Annotated in this window: 16 protein-coding genes; 7 read left to right on the plus strand and 9 right to left on the minus strand. The window is 57.6% G+C overall.

Annotated elements, in window-relative coordinates; genetic code table 11:
• The first annotated feature begins 92 nt into the window (after positions 1-92).
• Complete coding sequence (locus AC2AXP_RS13555) at positions 93-701, plus strand: LysE family translocator (RefSeq protein WP_004957071.1); 609 nt, start codon at positions 93-95, stop codon at positions 699-701.
• Here AC2AXP_RS13555 and AC2AXP_RS13560 read toward each other — a convergent pair.
• From AC2AXP_RS13560 to glyQ, 6 genes are all read right to left on the minus strand, one after another.
• Positions 698-1,249, minus strand: coding sequence for an MltR family transcriptional regulator (locus AC2AXP_RS13560; protein WP_039991491.1), 552 nt, complete (start codon positions 1,247-1,249; stop codon positions 698-700). The genes AC2AXP_RS13555 and AC2AXP_RS13560 overlap by 4 nt on opposite strands.
• Positions 1,250-1,401: 152 nt before the next feature.
• On the minus strand, positions 1,402-2,556 hold the full coding sequence (locus AC2AXP_RS13565; RefSeq protein ID WP_039992488.1) for a mannitol-1-phosphate 5-dehydrogenase: 1,155 nt from the start codon (positions 2,554-2,556) through the stop codon (positions 1,402-1,404).
• 52 nt (positions 2,557-2,608) lie between these two features.
• Positions 2,609-4,531: a PTS mannitol transporter subunit IICBA gene (locus AC2AXP_RS13570; RefSeq protein ID WP_004957065.1), complete on the minus strand. Its 1,923-nt coding sequence runs from the start codon at positions 4,529-4,531 to the stop codon at positions 2,609-2,611.
• A 520-nt stretch (positions 4,532-5,051) separates the two neighbouring features.
• Entirely contained in the window at positions 5,052-5,771 is a 720-nt protein-coding gene (locus tag AC2AXP_RS13575; RefSeq protein WP_484381753.1) for a DUF3053 domain-containing protein, read from the minus strand.
• 256 nt (positions 5,772-6,027) lie between these two features.
• Positions 6,028-8,097, minus strand: a complete 2,070-nt coding sequence (glyS, locus tag AC2AXP_RS13580) for a glycine--tRNA ligase subunit beta (protein ID WP_004957059.1) — start codon at positions 8,095-8,097, stop codon at positions 6,028-6,030.
• A 9-nt stretch (positions 8,098-8,106) separates the two neighbouring features.
• Entirely contained in the window at positions 8,107-9,021 is a 915-nt protein-coding gene (gene glyQ, locus AC2AXP_RS13585) for a glycine--tRNA ligase subunit alpha (RefSeq protein ID WP_004957056.1), read from the minus strand.
• Positions 9,022-9,261: 240 nt separating this feature from the next.
• Here glyQ and AC2AXP_RS13590 point away from each other — a divergent pair, with 240 nt between their 5' ends.
• A complete protein-coding gene (locus tag AC2AXP_RS13590) occupies positions 9,262-10,587 on the plus strand; it encodes an MFS transporter (protein WP_004957054.1) in 1,326 nt (441 codons plus the stop codon).
• Between the two features lie 53 nt (positions 10,588-10,640).
• On the opposite strand, the gene AC2AXP_RS13595 is transcribed toward AC2AXP_RS13590, so the two are convergent.
• Positions 10,641-12,629 carry an autotransporter domain-containing esterase gene (locus tag AC2AXP_RS13595; protein WP_039991489.1) on the minus strand — a complete coding sequence of 663 codons (1,989 nt, stop codon included), beginning with the start codon at positions 12,627-12,629 and terminating at the stop codon, positions 10,641-10,643.
• Positions 12,630-12,826: 197 nt separating this feature from the next.
• Between AC2AXP_RS13595 and AC2AXP_RS13600 the strand changes: the two genes are divergently transcribed.
• The gene (locus tag AC2AXP_RS13600; RefSeq protein ID WP_039991488.1) at positions 12,827-13,396 is read left to right on the plus strand and encodes a DNA-3-methyladenine glycosylase I; all 570 of its coding nucleotides are present in this window, start codon (positions 12,827-12,829) and stop codon (positions 13,394-13,396) included.
• Between the two features lie 42 nt (positions 13,397-13,438).
• Here the strand turns inward: AC2AXP_RS13600 and AC2AXP_RS13605 are convergent, their stop codons facing one another.
• Both AC2AXP_RS13605 and AC2AXP_RS13610 read right to left on the minus strand, forming a co-directional pair.
• Positions 13,439-14,494, minus strand: a complete 1,056-nt coding sequence (locus tag AC2AXP_RS13605; protein WP_484381754.1) for a fimbrial protein — start codon at positions 14,492-14,494, stop codon at positions 13,439-13,441.
• A 364-nt stretch (positions 14,495-14,858) separates the two neighbouring features.
• Positions 14,859-15,113 carry a hypothetical protein gene (locus tag AC2AXP_RS13610; protein ID WP_127913634.1) on the minus strand — a complete coding sequence of 85 codons (255 nt, stop codon included), beginning with the start codon at positions 15,111-15,113 and terminating at the stop codon, positions 14,859-14,861.
• A 26-nt stretch (positions 15,114-15,139) separates the two neighbouring features.
• Between AC2AXP_RS13610 and AC2AXP_RS13615 the strand changes: the two genes are divergently transcribed.
• From AC2AXP_RS13615 to AC2AXP_RS13630, 4 genes are all read left to right on the plus strand, one after another.
• Entirely contained in the window at positions 15,140-15,802 is a 663-nt protein-coding gene (locus tag AC2AXP_RS13615; protein ID WP_004957041.1) for an OmpA family lipoprotein, read from the plus strand.
• Positions 15,803-15,922: 120 nt separating this feature from the next.
• Positions 15,923-16,957, plus strand: a complete 1,035-nt coding sequence (locus AC2AXP_RS13620; protein ID WP_039991485.1) for a LacI family DNA-binding transcriptional regulator — start codon at positions 15,923-15,925, stop codon at positions 16,955-16,957.
• A 205-nt stretch (positions 16,958-17,162) separates the two neighbouring features.
• Positions 17,163-17,915, plus strand: coding sequence for a sugar phosphate isomerase/epimerase family protein (locus AC2AXP_RS13625; RefSeq protein WP_484381755.1), 753 nt, complete (start codon positions 17,163-17,165; stop codon positions 17,913-17,915).
• A 5-nt stretch (positions 17,916-17,920) separates the two neighbouring features.
• On the plus strand, positions 17,921-18,880 hold the full coding sequence (locus tag AC2AXP_RS13630; protein ID WP_004957036.1) for a sugar kinase: 960 nt from the start codon (positions 17,921-17,923) through the stop codon (positions 18,878-18,880).
• The last annotated feature ends 111 nt before the right edge of the window (positions 18,881-18,991 follow it).

An 18,991-nucleotide genomic window follows, 5' to 3' on the forward strand; every position in this document is an offset into this window, starting at 1 on the left:
CCCATTACAATAGCTGTTTTCTGCTTCTGTCACCACATCAGGTCACGCCTTATGCTGGAGGTTGTTGCCCACTACCGTTTAAGGAACCTCCCATGCTCGATACAGCCTTTGTCAGCTACGTGACCGTCATGTCGATCACCCCCGGTCCGAACAATCTGCTGCTGGCCTCGTCCGGCGTTAACTTCGGTCTGCGTCGTACCCTGCCGATGCTGTTCGGCATCAGCGCCGGCTGTGCGCTACAGTTGGTGCTGACCACCAGCCTGCTGGCTGCCATTCTCAATTGGGCCACGGTATTGCGTTTTCCGCTGGCGGTGATCGGCTGCGCCTATCTGCTGTGGCTGTCATGGAAACTGTTCAATGCCGCTTCGCCGGCGTCGAAACAGCAGGCGCAGCCGATGCGCTTTGTCAGCGGCGCACTGTTTCAGGCGGTCAACCCAAAGGCCTGGCTGATGGCAATTAACGTCGCGATCCTGTTTACGCCGCGCACCGGCGCCAGTCTGAGCCATACCCTGTGGGTAATAGCCGGCTTCACGCTGCTGAACTTCCCTTGCGTGATGGTGTGGGCGATATTGGGCGATCGGCTGCGGGATGCGCTGCGCGTGGCGTGGAAATTGCGGTTATTCAATGGCGTGATGGCCGGCCTGATGGCGCTCACTGCGGCCTGGTTACTGTTTGACGAATGGCGTGCGGCGTTCGCTTAAGGCGGTCCGAGAGGAGAAAGGCGCGAAGGCTGCTTGGCGCCGATGCCGGCAATCAGCTCGGTCACCGACAATACCATGGTGGAACGCACCATCTGCTGGTAACGCTGGCGTTGCATGGCAATCAGCGATTCATCCGCCTCGCCGGGCTGCAGGAAGGTCGGTACCGGCGGCAGCGCCGTCACGCAGTGCAGCTCCCCAAACGGGCCGAGTATTTCGTCATCGACAAAACGGTATTCGGCGCCGTCGTGGTTAAGCTCTTCCCGCATCGCCATCAACAGTTCGGCATCTTCGTATTCGTGGCGGGAGATCACCCCCAGTCCGTACAGCAGTTTCAGCCGTACCGACAGCTCACCCAGCGGTCCGGCGCCGGACAATAGCGGTTCGACGGCATACTTTACCGCGTAGTCGTCCTTGCGGAAAACCTGCATCACCAACACGTTGAGCGCGTCTGCCAGCAGTTCAACCGCTGCGATCAGAAACCCGCGCACCGTCTTGCCGGCGTTGAGCTTTTCCAGAACCTGATTTTCAAATGCCTGAGTCTCGATCATCGTCGCTTTTCGCATGGCGTAATAGGGTGATTGATTGGCTGCATCACCCTTTGGTTCATTGCCAATAGAGGTTGGCCCGGAAGTGGACAGCACGCCGCCCCCGGAGCGTACACCAAGTGCGTGCGGAGTTCGAGTACTGCCCACTCTCAAACCTAGCGGCGTTGCATGGCGTTATACACAGCCACGGCGTTTTCTACAACCTCGCTGTCCGCCGGCAGCCCGGAAAGCTGAACCAGCGTGGCTTTTGGTCCGTGGGTATTCAGCAGTTCCACCAGCTGTTGCGCCTGCGGATCCTGCTCGCTGCGGTAGTGCATGGCAGCGGCGATGCCCTGGATCAGGTTATCGTGCGGCAAGCCGTACTCCAGCGTGCCCAGCAGCGGTTTGATCAGCCGATCGCCGGCGCTCAGTTTGCGCAACGGTTGGCGCCCGACGCGCTCTACCTCGTCATGCAGATACGGGTTTTCAAAACGGCCAAGGATTTTCTCGATGTAGGCGGCGTGCTTCGCCGGGTCAAAATCGTAGCGTTTGATCAACACCGCACCGCTCTCCTCCATCGCACCTTTCACTACCCGCCGAATCTGCCGATCGAGAATCGCATCGCGAATGGTGTCCAGACCGGCCTGTTGGCCAAGATAGGCGGTGATGGCATGACCGGTATTCAGGGTGAACAGTTTGCGCTCGACGAACGCCATCAGGTTGTCGGTCAGTTCCATACCGGCGATCGCCGGCGGCGTTCCCTTGAACTGGGTTTGATCGACAATCCACTCGCTGAAGGTTTCCACCGTCACTTCCAGTGGATCCTGGCTGTCGGCCCTGGCCGGTGGCACGATGCGATCCACCGCAGAATCGACGAAGCCGATGTGTTGCTCTACCCACGCCTGCTGTTCTGCCGTCAGCGCGGCGAACACGTGCTGCTTCAGTTGGCTGGTGCCGCGCACCATGTTTTCACAGGCAATGATGTTCAGCGCGGCCTGATTACCCTGCTGCTGGCGTCTGATCAGCCCTCTGGCCAGCGTACCGGCGATTCTTTCCAGCACCTGCGGGCCAACGGCGGTGGTGATGAGGTCGACCTCGGCAATCAGCGCCAACGCCTCCTCACTGCCGCTGTTCACCGCGTTGACGTTGTTTACCGGTTCAACGCGCGCCTGTTCGCCCACCACCTGTACCTGGTAGCCGTGTCGCTGGTTGATTTCATCCAGCACCGTTTGGTTGACGTCAGCAAAAGTCAGTTCGGCGTGCGCATCGGCCAACAGTTTACCGATAAAACCACGACCGATATTCCCGGCTCCGAAATGTAATGCTTTCATAATGATACCTTCCTGAAAATAACCAGGGCGCAGCATGCTGCGCCCCAGGGGATTAGGCTTTCTTACCGCTTAACAGTGCCAGCACTTCCTGCGGATTGCTGGTTTGCGCCAGTCGCTCGATCACCGTTTCATCATCCAGCGCATTGGTTAAACTGGTAATGACGTGGATGTGTTCGTTATTGCGAGCGGCAATACCGATCACCAAACGCGCAACCTCATCTTCCTCGTCACCAAAACGCACGCCCTGCGGGTACTGGCAGAACACCACGCCGGTGCGCAATACGCGGTCTTTGGCCTCGATGGTGCCATGCGGCACGGCAATCGATTCGCCAAGGTAGGTCGAGGTCAGTTTTTCACGCTCCAGCATCGCCTGCACGTATTCCGGCTCAACGTAGCCCCCCTTCACCAATTGCTCGCCGGCGAAGCGGATTGCCTGCTCTTTGTCGTCGGCTTGCAGGCCAAGGAACACGTTGTCCTCACCCAGTTTGAACAGGTTCTGTTCGCTATCTTCAAAGCTGTCGTCCAGCGCGCCCACCACCTTCTGCTGATTGTCGCTGGATTTGTTGGCTGCCAGCAGGCGCGCCGTCAAATCGCTGTACAAATTGCTGTCGAGGAAGTTGCTCAACGAGATGTGCTGCGCCTGCGGCGCATGGCGCATCGCCCGCTCGGTCAGATCGCGGTGGGTGATCACCAGGTCAACGTCGTCCGGCAAGCTGTTAATGGCGCAGTTGGTGACGGAAATGTTTTTCAGCCCGGCGTCGGCCACTTTCTTGCGCAACACGCCGGCGCCCATGGCGCTGGAGCCCATACCGGCGTCGCAGGCCACGATGATTTTGCGCACCGTGCTCAGGTCGCCGTCTACCGCAGCATTCGCCGCCGGCTTACCGCCCTTGGACGAGGACTTCATGTCCTGCATGCGGCGGGTGGCCTCTTCCAGCGAGTCTTCGTCCTCTTTCACTTTCGAGGTTTTCAGCAGGAATGCCGCCACCACAAATGACACCACGAAGGCCGCGCAGATCGCCGCCAGGTTGGCGAAGTAGGCGCCTTTTGGCGTCATCGCCAGGATAGCCAGAATCGACCCCGGTGACGCCGGGGAAACCAGGCCGCCGTTCAACAGTGTCAGGGTGAACACCCCGGTCATACCGCCGAGAATCACCGCCAGCAGCAGACGCGGGTTCATCAGTACGTAGGGGAAATAAATTTCGTGAATACCGCCAAAGAAGTGAATGATGGCCGCACCGCCGGCAGACTGCTTGGCATTGCCACGTCCAAAGAACATATAGGCCATCAGCACGCCCAGACCCGGACCCGGGTTGGCTTCAATCAGGAAGAAGATTGATTTGCCGGCTTCGGTTGCCTGCTGAATACCCAGCGGCGAGAAGATGCCGTGGTTGATGGCATTGTTGAGGAACAGAATTTTTGCCGGCTCGACGAAGATCGACGTCAATGGCAGCAAGTTGTTCACCACCATCACGTGTACGCCAGCGGCCAGCAGCTTCGACAGTGCTTCGACCAACGGCCCGATAGCCAGGAACGACAGCACCGCCAGCAGCATACCGATAATGCCGGCGGAGAAGTTGTTCACCAGCATTTCAAAGCCACTTTTGATCTTGCCGTCGACCCAGCGGTCAAAATGCTTGATCGCCCAGCCGCCCAGTGGACCGGCAATCATCGACCCCAGGAACATTGGCATATCGGCGCCGACGATCACCCCCATGGTGGTGATCGCCCCCACTACCCCGCCGCGCTCGCCGCCAATCAGCTTACCGCCGGTATAGCCGATCAGCAGCGGCAGCAGATAGGTGATCATCGGGCCAACCAGTTTGCCTAATGTTTCGCTCGGCAGCCAACCGGTGGGAATGAACAAGGCGGTAATGATACCCCAGGCGATAAATGCGCCAATATTAGGCATCACCATGTTGCTCAGGAAACGGCCAAAGTTCTGTACTTTGACCTTGATATCTGGTGAAAACATAAAACACACCCCTGTAGTGAAGCGGTAATAGCATTACGCGCTGACAAGTAGGAGCGCGCGTTTCTTTTTGTAGCGAACCGATTTGCCGTAAACCGGCAGCGTTGGTGCTGTATGCGAAATGGACTCTAGCACGCTCTTTTTAACACGCGTACCTCACGGGAATTTTGTGACAAACATCACTATATACACCCCCAAAAGTGGCTATTTATGGTGATGAAGATCACAATTTTTCGGTGTAAAAAAAGCACATTGGGCGCAAGTCGCTGCTTTTACCGTTATTTTTGTGATCATAATCACATTGTTAAGTGACAGGTTTGTTTTGGAAATGTGATGTTAATCACAAGATATTTTCACGCCAGACGTCAACGCCAGGCAACGGCGTGGTTTCATGCCATGGTCACGCAACGCGAAGGCATGGCTGAAAGAAAGTTACGCCATAGCGCAACGGCGTTGTTTTGAAGTGTAGTACACCGACGAGCGGGTGAAGACAGAGGCGGCAGACCCGCCTCTGGAAGAGAGGTTACTGCATTACTTCGATCACCGCTTTTTGCGCGCTCAGCAGGCTTTGTTGTTTAGCCACCAGGTTCGACATCATGGTGTTGTACTGCGTCGCCTGCTGTTGGCTGCGGAACTGCACGCCGCCGTTGTTGAAGCTGACCTGATTGCCCTGTGCCTGCAGGAAATCCCCAACCTGCACCAGATCCTGTACAAAGCTGGCGGTGGTCGGGATTGCCGGCATCAGCGCATTGGCCGGTGCGGTGACAATCTTGTCGTACGCCTGGTTATATATCGCTTTCAACGAGTCCGGCTGTTTCAACGCCGCATGGGCGGTATCGGCCTGCGATTTGGCACTCTGAATCTGCTGTCCCAGCAGATTAAGCGCGCCCACCGCTTGCTGGAGCCCGTCACGCTTGCTGATATAATCCTGCGCGCTGCGGATCTGATTAATCTGGTCGAGCGCCGGCGTCAGGCTGGCGTCCACAGATTTGGTCAACTGCTGCGAAAAACCGACCAAAATCGCGTAATCGCCGGCATAGTTGCCGAACTTCTGTTTCTGATCTTCGCTCAGCGTCGGGATCTTCACTCCGCTGCGCATAACCGTATTCTGTAAATATTCGATGAATGCCTTGCGCTGTTCCGGCTCTTTATCGCCACAGGCGGTCAACTGCATGACCACCAACAATGCCAATACCGGTGCCAACCAACGCGTAATACCTCTGCTCTGGATCCCTACCGCCATGTGACATAACTCCTGTTATAAACCTGCTTTTTCATCAGCTCCCTGCCTTTTTCCGCACTCCCTGCGCCTATAAGAATAGATCAACTGGCGGCGATCCGATACGCGATTCCACTTGCGCCACGCATTCCCTTGGCTGGCGGCGGCAAAACGTCTGGAAAGAGCGCATGAGCTGATCCTTACCCCCAAGTCACACCGCCAGCCACGCCAGAAATAAAAAAAGGCGCCGCTAGGCGCCTCTGACGATCATAGTATGGTGTTATTGCAGCACGGAGATATCTGCAACCTGCAAGAACAGCTCACGCAATTTGCTCAGCAGGGTCAGACGGTTGACGCGTACCGCGTCGTCTTCGGCCATCACCATTACGCTTTCGAAGAACTCATCCACCGTCGCACGCAGCGCGGCCAGCTCCACCAGCGCGTCCTGATAGCGGCCTTCGGCGAAAAACGGCTCCAGTTTGTCGCGCAGCACCACCAGGTGCGTTGCCAGTTTCAGTTCGGCCGGTTCCTTCAGCACCGAGGCGTGAACGTGATCGTTCAGCGTATCGGTCGACTTGGCCAAAATGTTGGACACCCGTTTGTTGGCTGCCGCCAACGCCGCAGCCTCTTCCAGCGTACGGAAGTGGGTTACCGCCTTGACGCGTGCGTCGAAGTCCGCCGGCTTGGTCGGGCGGCGCGCCAGCACGGCCTGGATGGTGTCTACCGCGTGGCCTTCTTCCTGATACCAGGCGCGGAAACGGCCCAGCATGAATTCCACCACGTCGTCGACCACGTTGGCGTTGGTCAGCTTGCTGCCGTACAGGCGCGCTGCCTCTTCGGTCAGGGTTTGCAGATCCAGCGGCAGGTTCTTCTCAACGATAATACGCAGCACGCCCAGTGCCGCGCGACGCAGTGCGAACGGGTCTTTATCGCCTTTCGGATGTTGCCCGATGCCGAAAATACCGGCCAGGGTGTCCATCTTGTCAGCGATGGCCAATGCACAGGCCACCAGCGATTGCGGCAGCGCATCGCCGGCAAAGCGCGGCTGGTACTGTTCGTTCAGCGCAACGGCAACGTCTTCCGCTTCGCCGTCGTGGCGCGCGTAGTGCATGCCCATCACGCCCTGGGTGTCGGTGAACTCGAACACCATATTGGTCATCAGGTCGCACTTCGACAGCAGGCCCGCACGGGTTGCATGATTGACGTCTGCGCCAATCTGGCCAGCGATCCAGCCTGACAGCGCCTGAATACGGTCGGTCTTGTCGCGCAGCGTGCCCAATTGCTGTTGGAACAGCACGGTTTCCAGACGCGGCAGATTATCTTCCAGGCGCTTTTTGCGGTCGGTATTGAAGAAGAACTCGGCATCGGCCAGACGTGGACGCACCACTTTCTCATTGCCGGAGATAATTTGCTGTGGATCTTTCGATTCGATATTGGCCACGAAAATGAAGTTCGGCAGCAGCTTGCCGGCAGCGTCGTACACCGGGAAGTACTTCTGGTCGCCCTTCATGGTGTAGACCAGCGCTTCCGCTGGCACCGCCAGGAATTTTTCTTCGAATCTGGCGGTCAGCACGACCGGCCATTCCACCAGTGAAGCCACTTCTTCCAGCAGGCTTTCGCTCAGATCGGCCTTGCCGCCGATCTTCTCGGCCGCCAGCTCAGCGTCACGTTTGATGATGGCTTTACGCGCTGCGTAATCCGCCACCACTTTGCCGCGCTCCAGCAGGATTTGCGGATACTGATCGGCATTTTCCAGCGTGAACTGCGCTTCGCCCATAAAACGGTGGCCGCGTACGGTCCGCGCAGAGTCGATACCCAGTACGGTGCCCGGGATCAGCGCGTCGCCCAGCAGCATGGTCACGGTATGCACCGGACGCACGAACTGAGTTGTTTTATCGCCCCAGCGCATCAGTTTCGGGATGGGCAATTTGCTCAGCGCAGTGCTGACCATGCCTGCCAGCAGTTGCTGCGCGGATTGGCCTTTAACCTGCGCGCGGTACAGCAACCACTCGCCTTTGTCCGTCTTCAGACGTTCGGCTTGATCGACGGTGATACCGCAGCCGCGCGCCCAGCCTTCGGCGGCTTTGCTTGGCTTGCCTTCGGCGTCAAACGCCTGCGCAATCGCCGGGCCGCGTTTTTCGACTTCGCGATCGGCCTGTGCTGCGCTCAGGTTCGCTACTTTCAGCGCCAGACGGCGCGGGGCAGCAAACCAGTTGACCTCGCCATGCGCCAGGTTGGCGTTGTCCAGCTCAGCGCTGAAGTTGGCGGCAAAAGATTCCGCCAGTGAACGAAGAGCCTTCGGCGGCAGCTCTTCCGTGCCGATTTCCACCAGGAAAGTCTGTTGAGTCATGGCTGCCTCTTAATTCTCGTTCTTTTTACACATCGGGAAGCCCAGCGCTTCGCGCGAAGCGTAGTAAGCTTCGGCAACTGCTTTGGTCAACGTGCGGATACGCAAAATATAGCGCTGACGTTCGGTCACCGAAATCGCCTTGCGGGCATCCAGCAGGTTGAAGGTGTGGGCAGCTTTCAGAATGCGTTCGTAAGCCGGCAGCGGCAGCGGTTTTTCCAACGCCAGCAGCTGTTGTGCTTCTTTTTCGTAATGCTCGAAGCAGGTGAACAGGAAATCAACGTCGGCGTATTCGAAGTTATAGGTCGACTGCTCGACTTCGTTCTGATGGAACACGTCACCGTAAGTGGTGATGCCAAGCGGACCGTTGCTCCACACCAGATCGTAAACGCTGTCCACGCCCTGGATGTACATCGCCAGGCGCTCCAGACCGTAGGTGATTTCGCCGGTCACCGGCTTGCATTCCAGGCCGCCAACCTGCTGGAAGTAGGTGAACTGCGTCACTTCCATGCCGTTCAGCCACACTTCCCAGCCGAGACCCCAGGCGCCGAGCGTCGGGTTTTCCCAGTTGTCTTCAACGAAACGGATATCGTGAATGGTCGGATCCAGCCCCAGCTCTTTCAGCGAGCCCAGGTACAGTTCCTGAATGTTTTCCGGCGAGGGCTTAATCACCACCTGGAATTGATAATAGTGTTGCAGACGGTTCGGGTTTTCACCGTAGCGGCCGTCGGTCGGGCGGCGGGACGGCTGCACATAGGCGGTGGCCATTGGCTCTGGGCCAAGCGCGCGCAGGCAGGTCATCGGGTGAGAGGTCCCCGCGCCGACTTCCATGTCCAGCGGTTGGACAATGGTGCAGCCCTGGCGCGCCCAATAATCTTGCAGTGTCAGGATCAGGCCCTGAAAGGTCTTGGTATCAAACTTTTGCATGTTGGATTCGCACGCGATACAAGTGGATTTAATTGGAATGCGCCAGTATACCCGTTGACCGTAAGATATACAGCCAGAATCCGGTATCCGTTGTAATCATCGTGCAAAAAGCCCGCATTTCGCACCATGCTGGGGCAGCCTGGCGTTGGATACGCCTCAAATCCCTGCGCCCGCCCGCGCCGAGAAACTGGCACCGATCTTGCTCCACTCCGATCTCAAAGATAGTCAGGAGATTGGCTCATGCAGGCAGACAGCCGTTATCGTTACCGAATTTTTGCCATGGTGTTCTTTATCGCGTTGATTAACTACGTTGATCGCGGCGCATTATCGTTCGCCGCCAACGACATTTCTCGCGAGTTTAACTTCAACAAGGCACAGTTGGGCGCAGTACTGGGCTACTTCGGCTTTGGGTATCTGTTTGGCTCGTTGTGCGGCGGCTTTCTGGCCGATCGCGTCGGCACCAGAAAAGTGTGGCTGCTGGCGGGCGCGCTGTGGTCATTACTGGAAATCGCCACCGCCTGGGCCGGTGAACTGGGGGTGGCGCTGTTCGGCGGCTCGGCGATCATGGGCTTCGCCGCATTGCGCATCATGTTCGGCTTTGCCGAAGGCCCGGCCTACGCGCTGATGAACAAGACCATCGCGCACTGGGCGCCGCGTAAAGAGCGCGGCTTCGCGCTGGGTATCGGCCTGTTGAGTACCCAGGTGGGATCGCTGCTAACCGCACCGCTGGCGGTGGGGTTGCTGCTGCTGACAGATGACTGGCGCAGCATGTTTATCCTGCTCGGGCTGTTCTCGCTGATCGCCATTGTGCTGTTTGCCCGCGTGTTTACCGATACGCCGCAGCAGCACCCGCAGGTTAACGCCGACGAACTGGCGATCATCGGTGCCGATCAGCAAGCAGATGACGGGCAAGATATACGTTTACCCTGGTGGGCATTTTTCACCAACCGTACCTTGGTGTTCAATGCGCTGGGGTATTTTTCCTTCTTGTACGTCACCTTCGTGTTGGTGACCTGGGGCCCCAAATACCTGCAAGACACCTTTAACTACGATCTGCATTCGTTGTGGTATGTGGCGATGATTCCATGGAGTGGCGCCTGCTTCACCGTACTGCTCGGCGGTCGCATTGCCGATAGCCTGCTGCGGCGCTTTGGCAATTTACGGCTGGCGCGCAACCTGTTTGCGGCAGTGACGCTGCTGTTAACCGCCTGCTGCTTTTTGCTGATCCCGTTCATGCACAGCCCGGCCGCCATCATTCTACTGATGACGCTGGGCAACGCGCTGAACGCGCTGGTGAACAATGTCTATTGGTCAGTGGTGATTGACGTGACGCCGAAAGCGTCGGTGGGCGCCTACAGTGGCATGACGCTGGCCGTTGCCAATCTGGCGTCGATCGGCGCGCCGATGCTCAGCGGCTGGCTGGCGCAACATCACGGTTACGGTGCCATGTTCTTCGCCACCGCTATCGTCTCCTTTTGCAGCATGCTGTGCATGACCCTGCTGCAACCGGAGAAAAAGATCGTCAGCGCCGAGCCGACCCCAGACGCGACTCGTTACCTGGCCTAACGTCGCGGTGGCAAGCAGATACGGAGGCGAAAGCCTCCGTTGACGATCACCGATCAAAACCGCGCGCTGACGCCGACGTTATACATAAACTGCTCGCCGCTGCTCAGACCACCGGTTTGCGAAACGGTAGCGAACGCCGCCACCCGATCGCCCAACGGCAGGTTGGCACCGACGGTGACATCGACCCAGTTTTTATCCTGTCCGGCGGCATCGCGGGTAAACGATGTCTGGGTTGATTTCAGCCCGCCGCCGGCCCGGTAGACGTTATCGCCAAACTGATGCTGATAACTGATTTCGGCGTACGGGTTGAAGGCGCCAAAATTGCTGTCCAGCCGCCAGCCGAGCGCGCCAATTTGCGAATGGTAGGTTTGATCGTCAAAGCGCATGGCGGTGCTGTCATTACCGTCTTCGCTGTAACCGGACACGTTGCTGTAATCCCAGGCGAACTGCGCCATCGGCCCGGTGGTCAGATAGGACGTCAGCGGCAGGTCGTAGCCGGTAGTCAGCCGAGCACCCCATTGTTTGCCCGACGTGGAGCCGGTTTCGCTGCGCGTCAGCCCCCCTAGCCGCATACTGCGGCGAATGTCATCGTAGTCCAGCGTCGCGTAGTGCAGATCGGCGTTTATCCAGCCATGTTCGAACAGCTCCAAGGCGGTAAAGGCGGAAAACAGCAGCCCACGCGCCTGGTATTCATAGCGGCTCGACGGCTGTTGATCGTCGTTCGAACCGGCAATCAGCGCGCCAATCAGCCAGCCGTCGGTCAATTGGTAATCGACGCCAACCGTCAGGTTATGCGTGGTGGCGTTGCCGTCGCCGGCCGTCGCGTTGTCGGCATAGTCATAATGCTGACCGGCATAGCCGCCAAACACCCCCAGCGCCCCTGTCGGGTTATCACCGCTGCGCAACTGCTGCAAGCGGCTGTCGAGGGTTGCACGGCTGTCACGCGCCATCGCCGCCGTCGCCTGGTTGAGCGCCACCACCTGCGCCGGACCGTCCAGCACCGCTTGAATGTAATCGGCGATCAGCAGATGCGCCTGCGGGCTCGGGTGGAAATGATCGGCAAACAGGAACGACTGGCGGTTATCAAATCCTGGCGTCGCGCCAGTACACACCGCTGACGACACGCCGGCAGGACAGGCCATGCCGGCGGTGTTGGTGAAGCCGAACTGCTGCGGATTGGCGATGGCTTCGCCAAACAGCTTATTGACATCAACGCGCACGATATTGCCGCCACCCTGCGCCAGTAAGCGGTCTTCGCTGCTGTTGTAGAAATCGGTCAATTGACCGGCCTGCTCGCGCAGACTGTCATAGGCGGCGATCAGCTGCGCGGCAATCACCTGCTGCACCTGCGGGTTGTTGCTACCTTGCGCCGCCGCCGCGCTCAACGCCTGATGAATCGCCTGCTGACGCGCGGCATCGTCTGGGGTAGCCAGCGCATTGAGGGTGGCATACGCCGCCTGCAACGCCGTTGCCTGTACCGGCGCCAGCGCCTGTTGCACGATCAGTTCCATCAACTGCGGCGTAGAGCCGATATTCGGCACCGTCGGCACAACTACCGTGCCCGCACCGGCATCCAGCAGCGATCGCACCTGCATCGCCGCCGCAGCCGCGCTGTGGTAGCTGACGCTGGTGGCAGTCGCCGGGTTCAGCGCCGCAGCCGCCAGGTCGTTGCCGCCGATCCAGTGAATATAGAGCCCGTCGCCGTCGGCCTGGCCATTGACGCGGGAAAAATAGCGCTGCAGCTGATCCTGGGTATTGTCCGCCGGATTGAGCGCCGGCACCGCCACGCCGCCACCGGCCGCATAGTTGTCGCCGCCGTTGTCCGACGCCACCAGCGCCTGGCCGATACGCTGCGCCAGCGCTTCGTCATACAGCAGATGCTGACTGCCGTCGTAGGTAAAACGCCCGTTGTTGCCGCTGTCGCTCAGACTGTCGCCAAACACGTAAACCCGATCGTATGCCATTGCCGGCAAAGCCAGACAAAAGGCTAAAGCCACCGCCAGCGCCGCCGGTTGAGCAGCGCGTATTATTTTTAGAGGCATGAATCGACTCCTGAGAGCCTGCAAACTGAAGAAAGCCGCCTGGTTGTCATTGACCATTTTTTAAACGGCACTGTAATAAATATTGTCTGCTTTGTGCACACGTCAAGTCAGCAGAAGATAAAATAATCAGTGGCTTGCCAAACGTCGCTTTTACGGCAATGATAACTGTAAATATACACAGCATAAGGGCCGACAGTATGACGAACCTCCGTTGCGGTTGGGTGACAGCCGATCCGTTATATCTGGAGTATCACGATCACGAATGGGGTACGCCGACCACCGACACGCGAGAACTGTTCGAAATGCTGTGTCTGGAAGGGCAACAGGCGGGACTGTCCTGGATCACCGTGCTGAAAAAGCGCGAAAACTATCGCCGCGCCTTTCATGACTTCGATCCGCAGCGCGTCGCCGCCATGACCGAACAACAGGTGGAAACGCTGCTGCAAGATGCCGGCATCATCCGCCATCGCGGTAAAATCGAAGCCATCATCGCCAACGCCCGCGCCCTGCTGGCGATGCAGGCGGCGGGCGAAGACTTCGTCGAGTTTATCTGGCGTTTTGTCGACGGCCAGCCGCAGTTGAACCAGTGGCAACAGCTAAGCCAGGTGCCGGCAAAGACCGCAACCTCCGACGCCATGTCCAAGGCATTGAAGAAACGTGGGTTTAAATTTATCGGCTCCACCATCTGCTATGCCTTTATGCAGGCCAGCGGCCTGGTGAACGATCATCTCACCGGCTGCTTTTGCTACCCAAAGCCGGATAAATGACGCCACGACCCTATTCGACACCCTTGGCCATGGCTCACCGTTTTATTGTAATTCTGCATTAATGATAGCGACGGCTTTAAACGGCCCGGGGATTGGCATGCTGCCGGTCACATTAATCGGAGCTACCTTCATCAGGCTGGAACCAAGCTGATGGGTACCTGAATAGTCCATGGTTACCGGCAAGCGGCCACTGTTGGGGGAAATCGTAGCACCTTGCCCATCGGTTAACCTTATGCCAATGTCCTTATTATTGGTTGCCAGCGCCGTATTATCACCCGCTGCGGCTTGGCCGTTAACAGATAACAAGACCTTGGTGCCTGCCGCAATATTGCTGTAGTCCAGCGTGACATTAACATCCTTTACTTTTCCGGAAGGCATTGCACCTTTGGTGGCGATGGTGTCGCTGCGCATGTCGCCCAAATCAATATTGATCACCTGCCCGGCATTGATGCTGCAACTTTGAGGCACCGTAATCATACCGTGGAAGGTTACATAAGAAATCGGCACGGCAGAGAAAGAGCCTTTCGTTTTTGACATATATATATTTAATATCTTGGTTTCCGGAATAACCAGTTGACCAACAAAAGGACGATTGAAATACAAAGATAACTTTCCAGCATTCCCGGTAGCAAATGGAGCGACGGCACAACTCGTTACAGTATTGTTATCGGTAGAGTTCGGTGTAGGGTAAAACCCTGTGCCTGCGCCGTTACGGAAAACATAAATTTCGCTAGCGAGCTCAATATTATCATTTAACTTAAAATAGTTCAGTCCGCCTAAAGTACGCGAAGGAGGGAGCGGTACCTCGGTTTTAACGTAGGTGACGCCGCTGAATGTACTGTCACAATCACATTGCCCTTTAAACGACAAACCGGTGGACCACTGATATGCGTTGGGTAAGACGGTCCCGCTTTTATTATCGTCAGGGCTGGTAATGGTTTTATTAAGTGCAAAAGAAAAGGCATTTGCACCAGTTACGCCCTGACACCACCCAGTACCCGCAGCCTGGGAGGAATTATAGAGACTTAGGCTGACGATTAACAGGAAGAGGTTTCTTATTTTTTTGCAACCATTATCCATATAAAATCCATGAGACATGACAGCAACTCCTTGTTGATTAAAATCCTTATATAAGAATAAACATCTATTTTGTTTAAGATGCGTTTATATTATATCTGGTCCACCCGTGAGCAAATCAACGGTGCGACTTTTACTATCGAAATGAATATACTATTATTACCTTCTTTTATAGCAATTAATATAAAAAACATGCCAGCATCGATATTTCCTCTCAGTTTCCACTTTCAGCCTTATAATCCGACGGCCAATGTTATTGTTCTGTGAGGCATGAGTTAAGGTACTTATCGATTTGGCTATCACTCGGCCAATCACGCCTTTCGACGCCAGCCTGGCATCTGCTCGCTCTCAATGCCGGCATTCTCGCCAGCCCCCCCATCGCCGTTTAACGAATAAATGACGCGCTAAACCGACGTTGGCAGGCTGCCGCCTCGGTTTTCGGAATCCGCTGCATAGCCATCTGCCGCCTTTTGCCGGATAACTGGCGCAGCCGAAAAGCGGGAGCAATATAATTTGTCACCTTTTTTTCGGAACTGCCGAGCGTAAAACGCGTCATATTAGCGCTCGAAACGGCTGTTTTCAGCGTGGTTACTGGCCAGAAGACGGTTTTTAGCGCTTCCCTGATTGGAATGTCGCGCACAGATTTGATGCATAAAAGGAAAAAACATGAAAAAACGCATTGCGATTATTGCCGGTGCCGTGGCAATGACCATGGCCTTGTCGGCCTGTACCACCAACCCTTACACCGGGGAATCTGAAGCCGGCAAATCCGGCATTGGCGCTGGCCTGGGCGCTGCGCTCGGCGCCGGCATCGGCGTACTGTCCTCCTCCAAAAAAGACCGCGGCAAAGGCGCGTTGATTGGCGCAGCAGCCGGCGCGGCGCTGGGCGGCGGTGCAGGGTATTACATGGACGTGCAGGAAGCGAAACTGCGCGACAAAATGCGCGGCACCGGCGTCAGCGTTACCCGTCAGGGTGACAACATTGTGCTGAATATGCCGAACAACGTAACCTTCGATACCGACAGCAGCACGCTGAAACCGGCCGGTGCCAACACCCTGACCGGCGTGGCGATGGTACTGAAGGAATACCCGAAAACCGCGGTTAACGTGGTCGGCTATACCGACAGTACCGGCGCGCGCGCGCACAACATGACGCTGTCGCAGCAACGTGCCGACGGCGTCGCCAGCGCCTTGATTACCCAGGGCGTGGCGGCCAACCGCATCCGTACCCAGGGTGCCGGCCCGGACAACCCGATTGCCTCCAACAGCACCACCGAAGGCAAGGCGCAAAACCGCCGCGTAGAAATTACGCTCAGCCCACTACAGTAAGCTCTGTTACCGGGGAACGCCCGTTCCCCGGTAAATGCCCACGCGGCGCAAACTTGCCTTGCCACGCCACGCCTCCGGTGTGGTAGTCTCCTTGACAGTTAACATCAAGGGAGATTGGCTGTGAGCAGTGTGAAAGCCTCGCGTGCTTCCGGGCGCGCCACCATCAGTGACGTTGCCAAGACCGCAAACACCGGCAAGACCAGCGTGTCACGCTATTTGAATGGTGAACAGCATCTGCTTTCCGACCATCTCAAACAGCGTATCGAGCAGGCCATTCAACAGCTGGACTATCGCCCAAGTCAGATGGCGCGCAGCCTGAAGGGCGGCCAGACCCGGCTGATCGGCCTGATCATCGCCGATATCACCAATCCCTATTCCGTCGACGTAATGCGCGGCATCGAAGCCGCCTGCCGTCAGCACGGTTTTACCCTGCTGGTGTGTAACACCAATAACGAAGTCAATCAGGAACAACACTACCTGCAACTGCTTAGCAGTTATCGGGTCGAAGGGATCGTGGTCAACGCCGTCGGCATGCGGGAAGAAGCCCTGTCGACGCTGCAACAGTCCCAGCTGCCGATGGTGCTGATCGACCGCAAAATCCCCGATTTCGCCTGTGACGTGGTGGGACTGGATAACCACGAGGCCGCCACCGTTGCCACCGAACATCTGTTGCAGCAGGGCTTTGAAGCGATAATCTTTCTCAGTGAACCCATCGGTTCAGTCAATACTCGTCTGGAACGGCTGTATGCGTTTCGTCAGGTGATGTCGGCGCATGCCGATCTGGTGGCCGAACAGGCGGAAACGCCGCTCAACGACGCACAACGCCTCGAGCAGGTGCTGGACGATTTCAATAAACGTCACCGCGGCATGCGCAAAGCGGTACTGTCGGCCAACGGCGCGTTGACGCTACAGGTCGCGCGCGCCATGCGTCGGCTCGGCATTCACTGGGGCAGCGACATCGGCCTGCTCGGCTTCGACGAGCTGGACTGGGCCGAACTGGCTGGCGTTGGCATTACCACCCTGAAACAACCTACCTATCAGATGGGGCATGCGGCGCTGGAACAGCTGGTACAACGCATTCAAGGCATGGATGCGCCCATCAACGAACAGGCGTTTCCCGGCGAGTTAATCGTGCGCGGTTCTACCACCCGCTAATCCCCTCGACAAAAGCATCTTACGGACGTTTTCCCCCGCTGCCGGTTGGCGGCACGCCGCGCCGCGCGCTGAACGCGGCTATTTTTTGCTCATTGACGTGATTGCGATCATATTTTTACATTCTATCGCTTTAACATGGAACCGGTTCCATTTAACGTGTTTGTAACAGCAGCGGTGGAGATTTCACCACCTCAGGAGCAAAAAAATGAAAAAAGAGATCGTGATTGTGACCGGTGCCTACGGCACGGATACCGTCCGCCAACGTGGCGGTCAGGCTGCCTTGCTGGCACTGATTGCCGAAGCGGGTGCCGACGGCGTGGAGATCCGCCGCGAATTGTTTACCCCCGAAGAACTGGACGCGCTGCCGCAACTGGCGCAGGCCATCGAACAGCAGCAGCTGTTTGCCGTTTACTCCGCCCCTGAGGCGCTGTTCACCCCGCAACATCAGTTAAACCCCAATCTGCCGGCGCTGCTGGCGGAAGCACAGGCGCTCAAGGCCCGTCAGCTCAAGCTGTCCCTCGGCCATTACCAGCCAGGCTTTGACTTTACCGAACTGAAGGTGGCGCTGGAACAGCATCCGGTGAAGCTGGTGGTGGAAAACGACCAGACCGCCGATTGCGGCATCCTGTCGCTGCTGAACGCCTTCTTCCACGCCGCTGAAGACAACCATTTGCCGGTCAGCATGACCTTCGATATGGCCAACTGGCACTGGGTTGGCCAGGATCCACTGGCCGCCGCAGAGTGGTTGGCGCGTCACGTTGGCTATGTACACGTCAAGGCGGCAACCCAGGGTCCACGCGGCTGGCGGGCGGTCGCCCTGGACGATACCGACGGCAGCTGGCGTACGCTGCTGGCGGCTCTGCCGCAGGACGTGCCGCGCGGTATCGAATTCCCGTTGCAGGGCGATTCGCTGGAGGCGGTAACCCGGCAATACGTTAATCTTTTACGCGCGGAGTAAAGGGCATGACGACAGTAACAGCAGAACGCAACGCCACGCTGGACGTGGTGACATTGGGCGAGGCGATGGCGATGTTCGTCGCAGCAGAAACCGGCGATCTGGCCGCGGTCGAACACTTCACCAAACGCATCGCCGGTGCGGAGCTGAACGTGGCGATCGGCCTGGCGCGTCTCGGGCTGAACGTTGGCTGGGTCAGTCGCGTCGGCAACGACGCGTTCGGCCGCTTCACGCTGCAACAGTTGCAAAAGGAAGGCATCAACTATCAGCAGGTGACGGTTGATGGCCACTACCCGACCGGCTTTCAAATCAAATCCAAAACCAACGATGGAACCGATCCCATCGTGGAATACTTCCGCAAAGGCTCGGCGGCCAGCCACCTTTCCACCGTCGATTTCGATCGTGATTACTTCGGCGCGGCGCGTCATTTGCACCTCAGCGGCGTCGCGGCCGCATTGTCCGGCCAGTCGCTGGAACTGAGCCATTTTGCCGCGCGTGAAATGCGCGCCATGGGCAAGACCATTTCGTTCGATCCCAACCTGCGCCCGGTGCTGTGGTCCAGCCAGCAGGTGATGATCGAACAGCTTAACAAACTGGCGTTCGCTGCCGACTGGGTGCTGCCGGGTCTGAAAGAAGGGCAAATCCTGACCGGCCAGTCGACGCCGGAAGGCATCGCCGATTTCTATCTGGAACGCGGCGTGCAGGCGGTAATCATTAAAACCGGCCCGGACGGCGCCTGGTTTAAAACCGCCGCCGGTGACCAGGCGACGGTGCCGGCAATTAAAGTCAGCAACGTGGTGGATACCGTTGGTGCGGGAGACGGCTTCGCCGTCGGGACACTCAGCGCCCTGCTGGAAGGCAAAACGCTGAAACAGGCGGTGCAGCGCGGCAATAAAATCGGCTCGCTGGCGATCCAGGCCATCGGCGACAGCGAAGGGCTGCCAACCCGCGCAGCGCTGGCGGAATAACAATCGGCTGATCTTTCAGCTCGACAGGTTTTACGCCCTCCCTGACTGCAACCATCTCTGGCCCTACAACCAGACGGCAGCGGAAGAGCACTCGACACCACTGAGGATTAT

This window comes from Serratia sp. Sp408, from assembly GCF_057180665.1.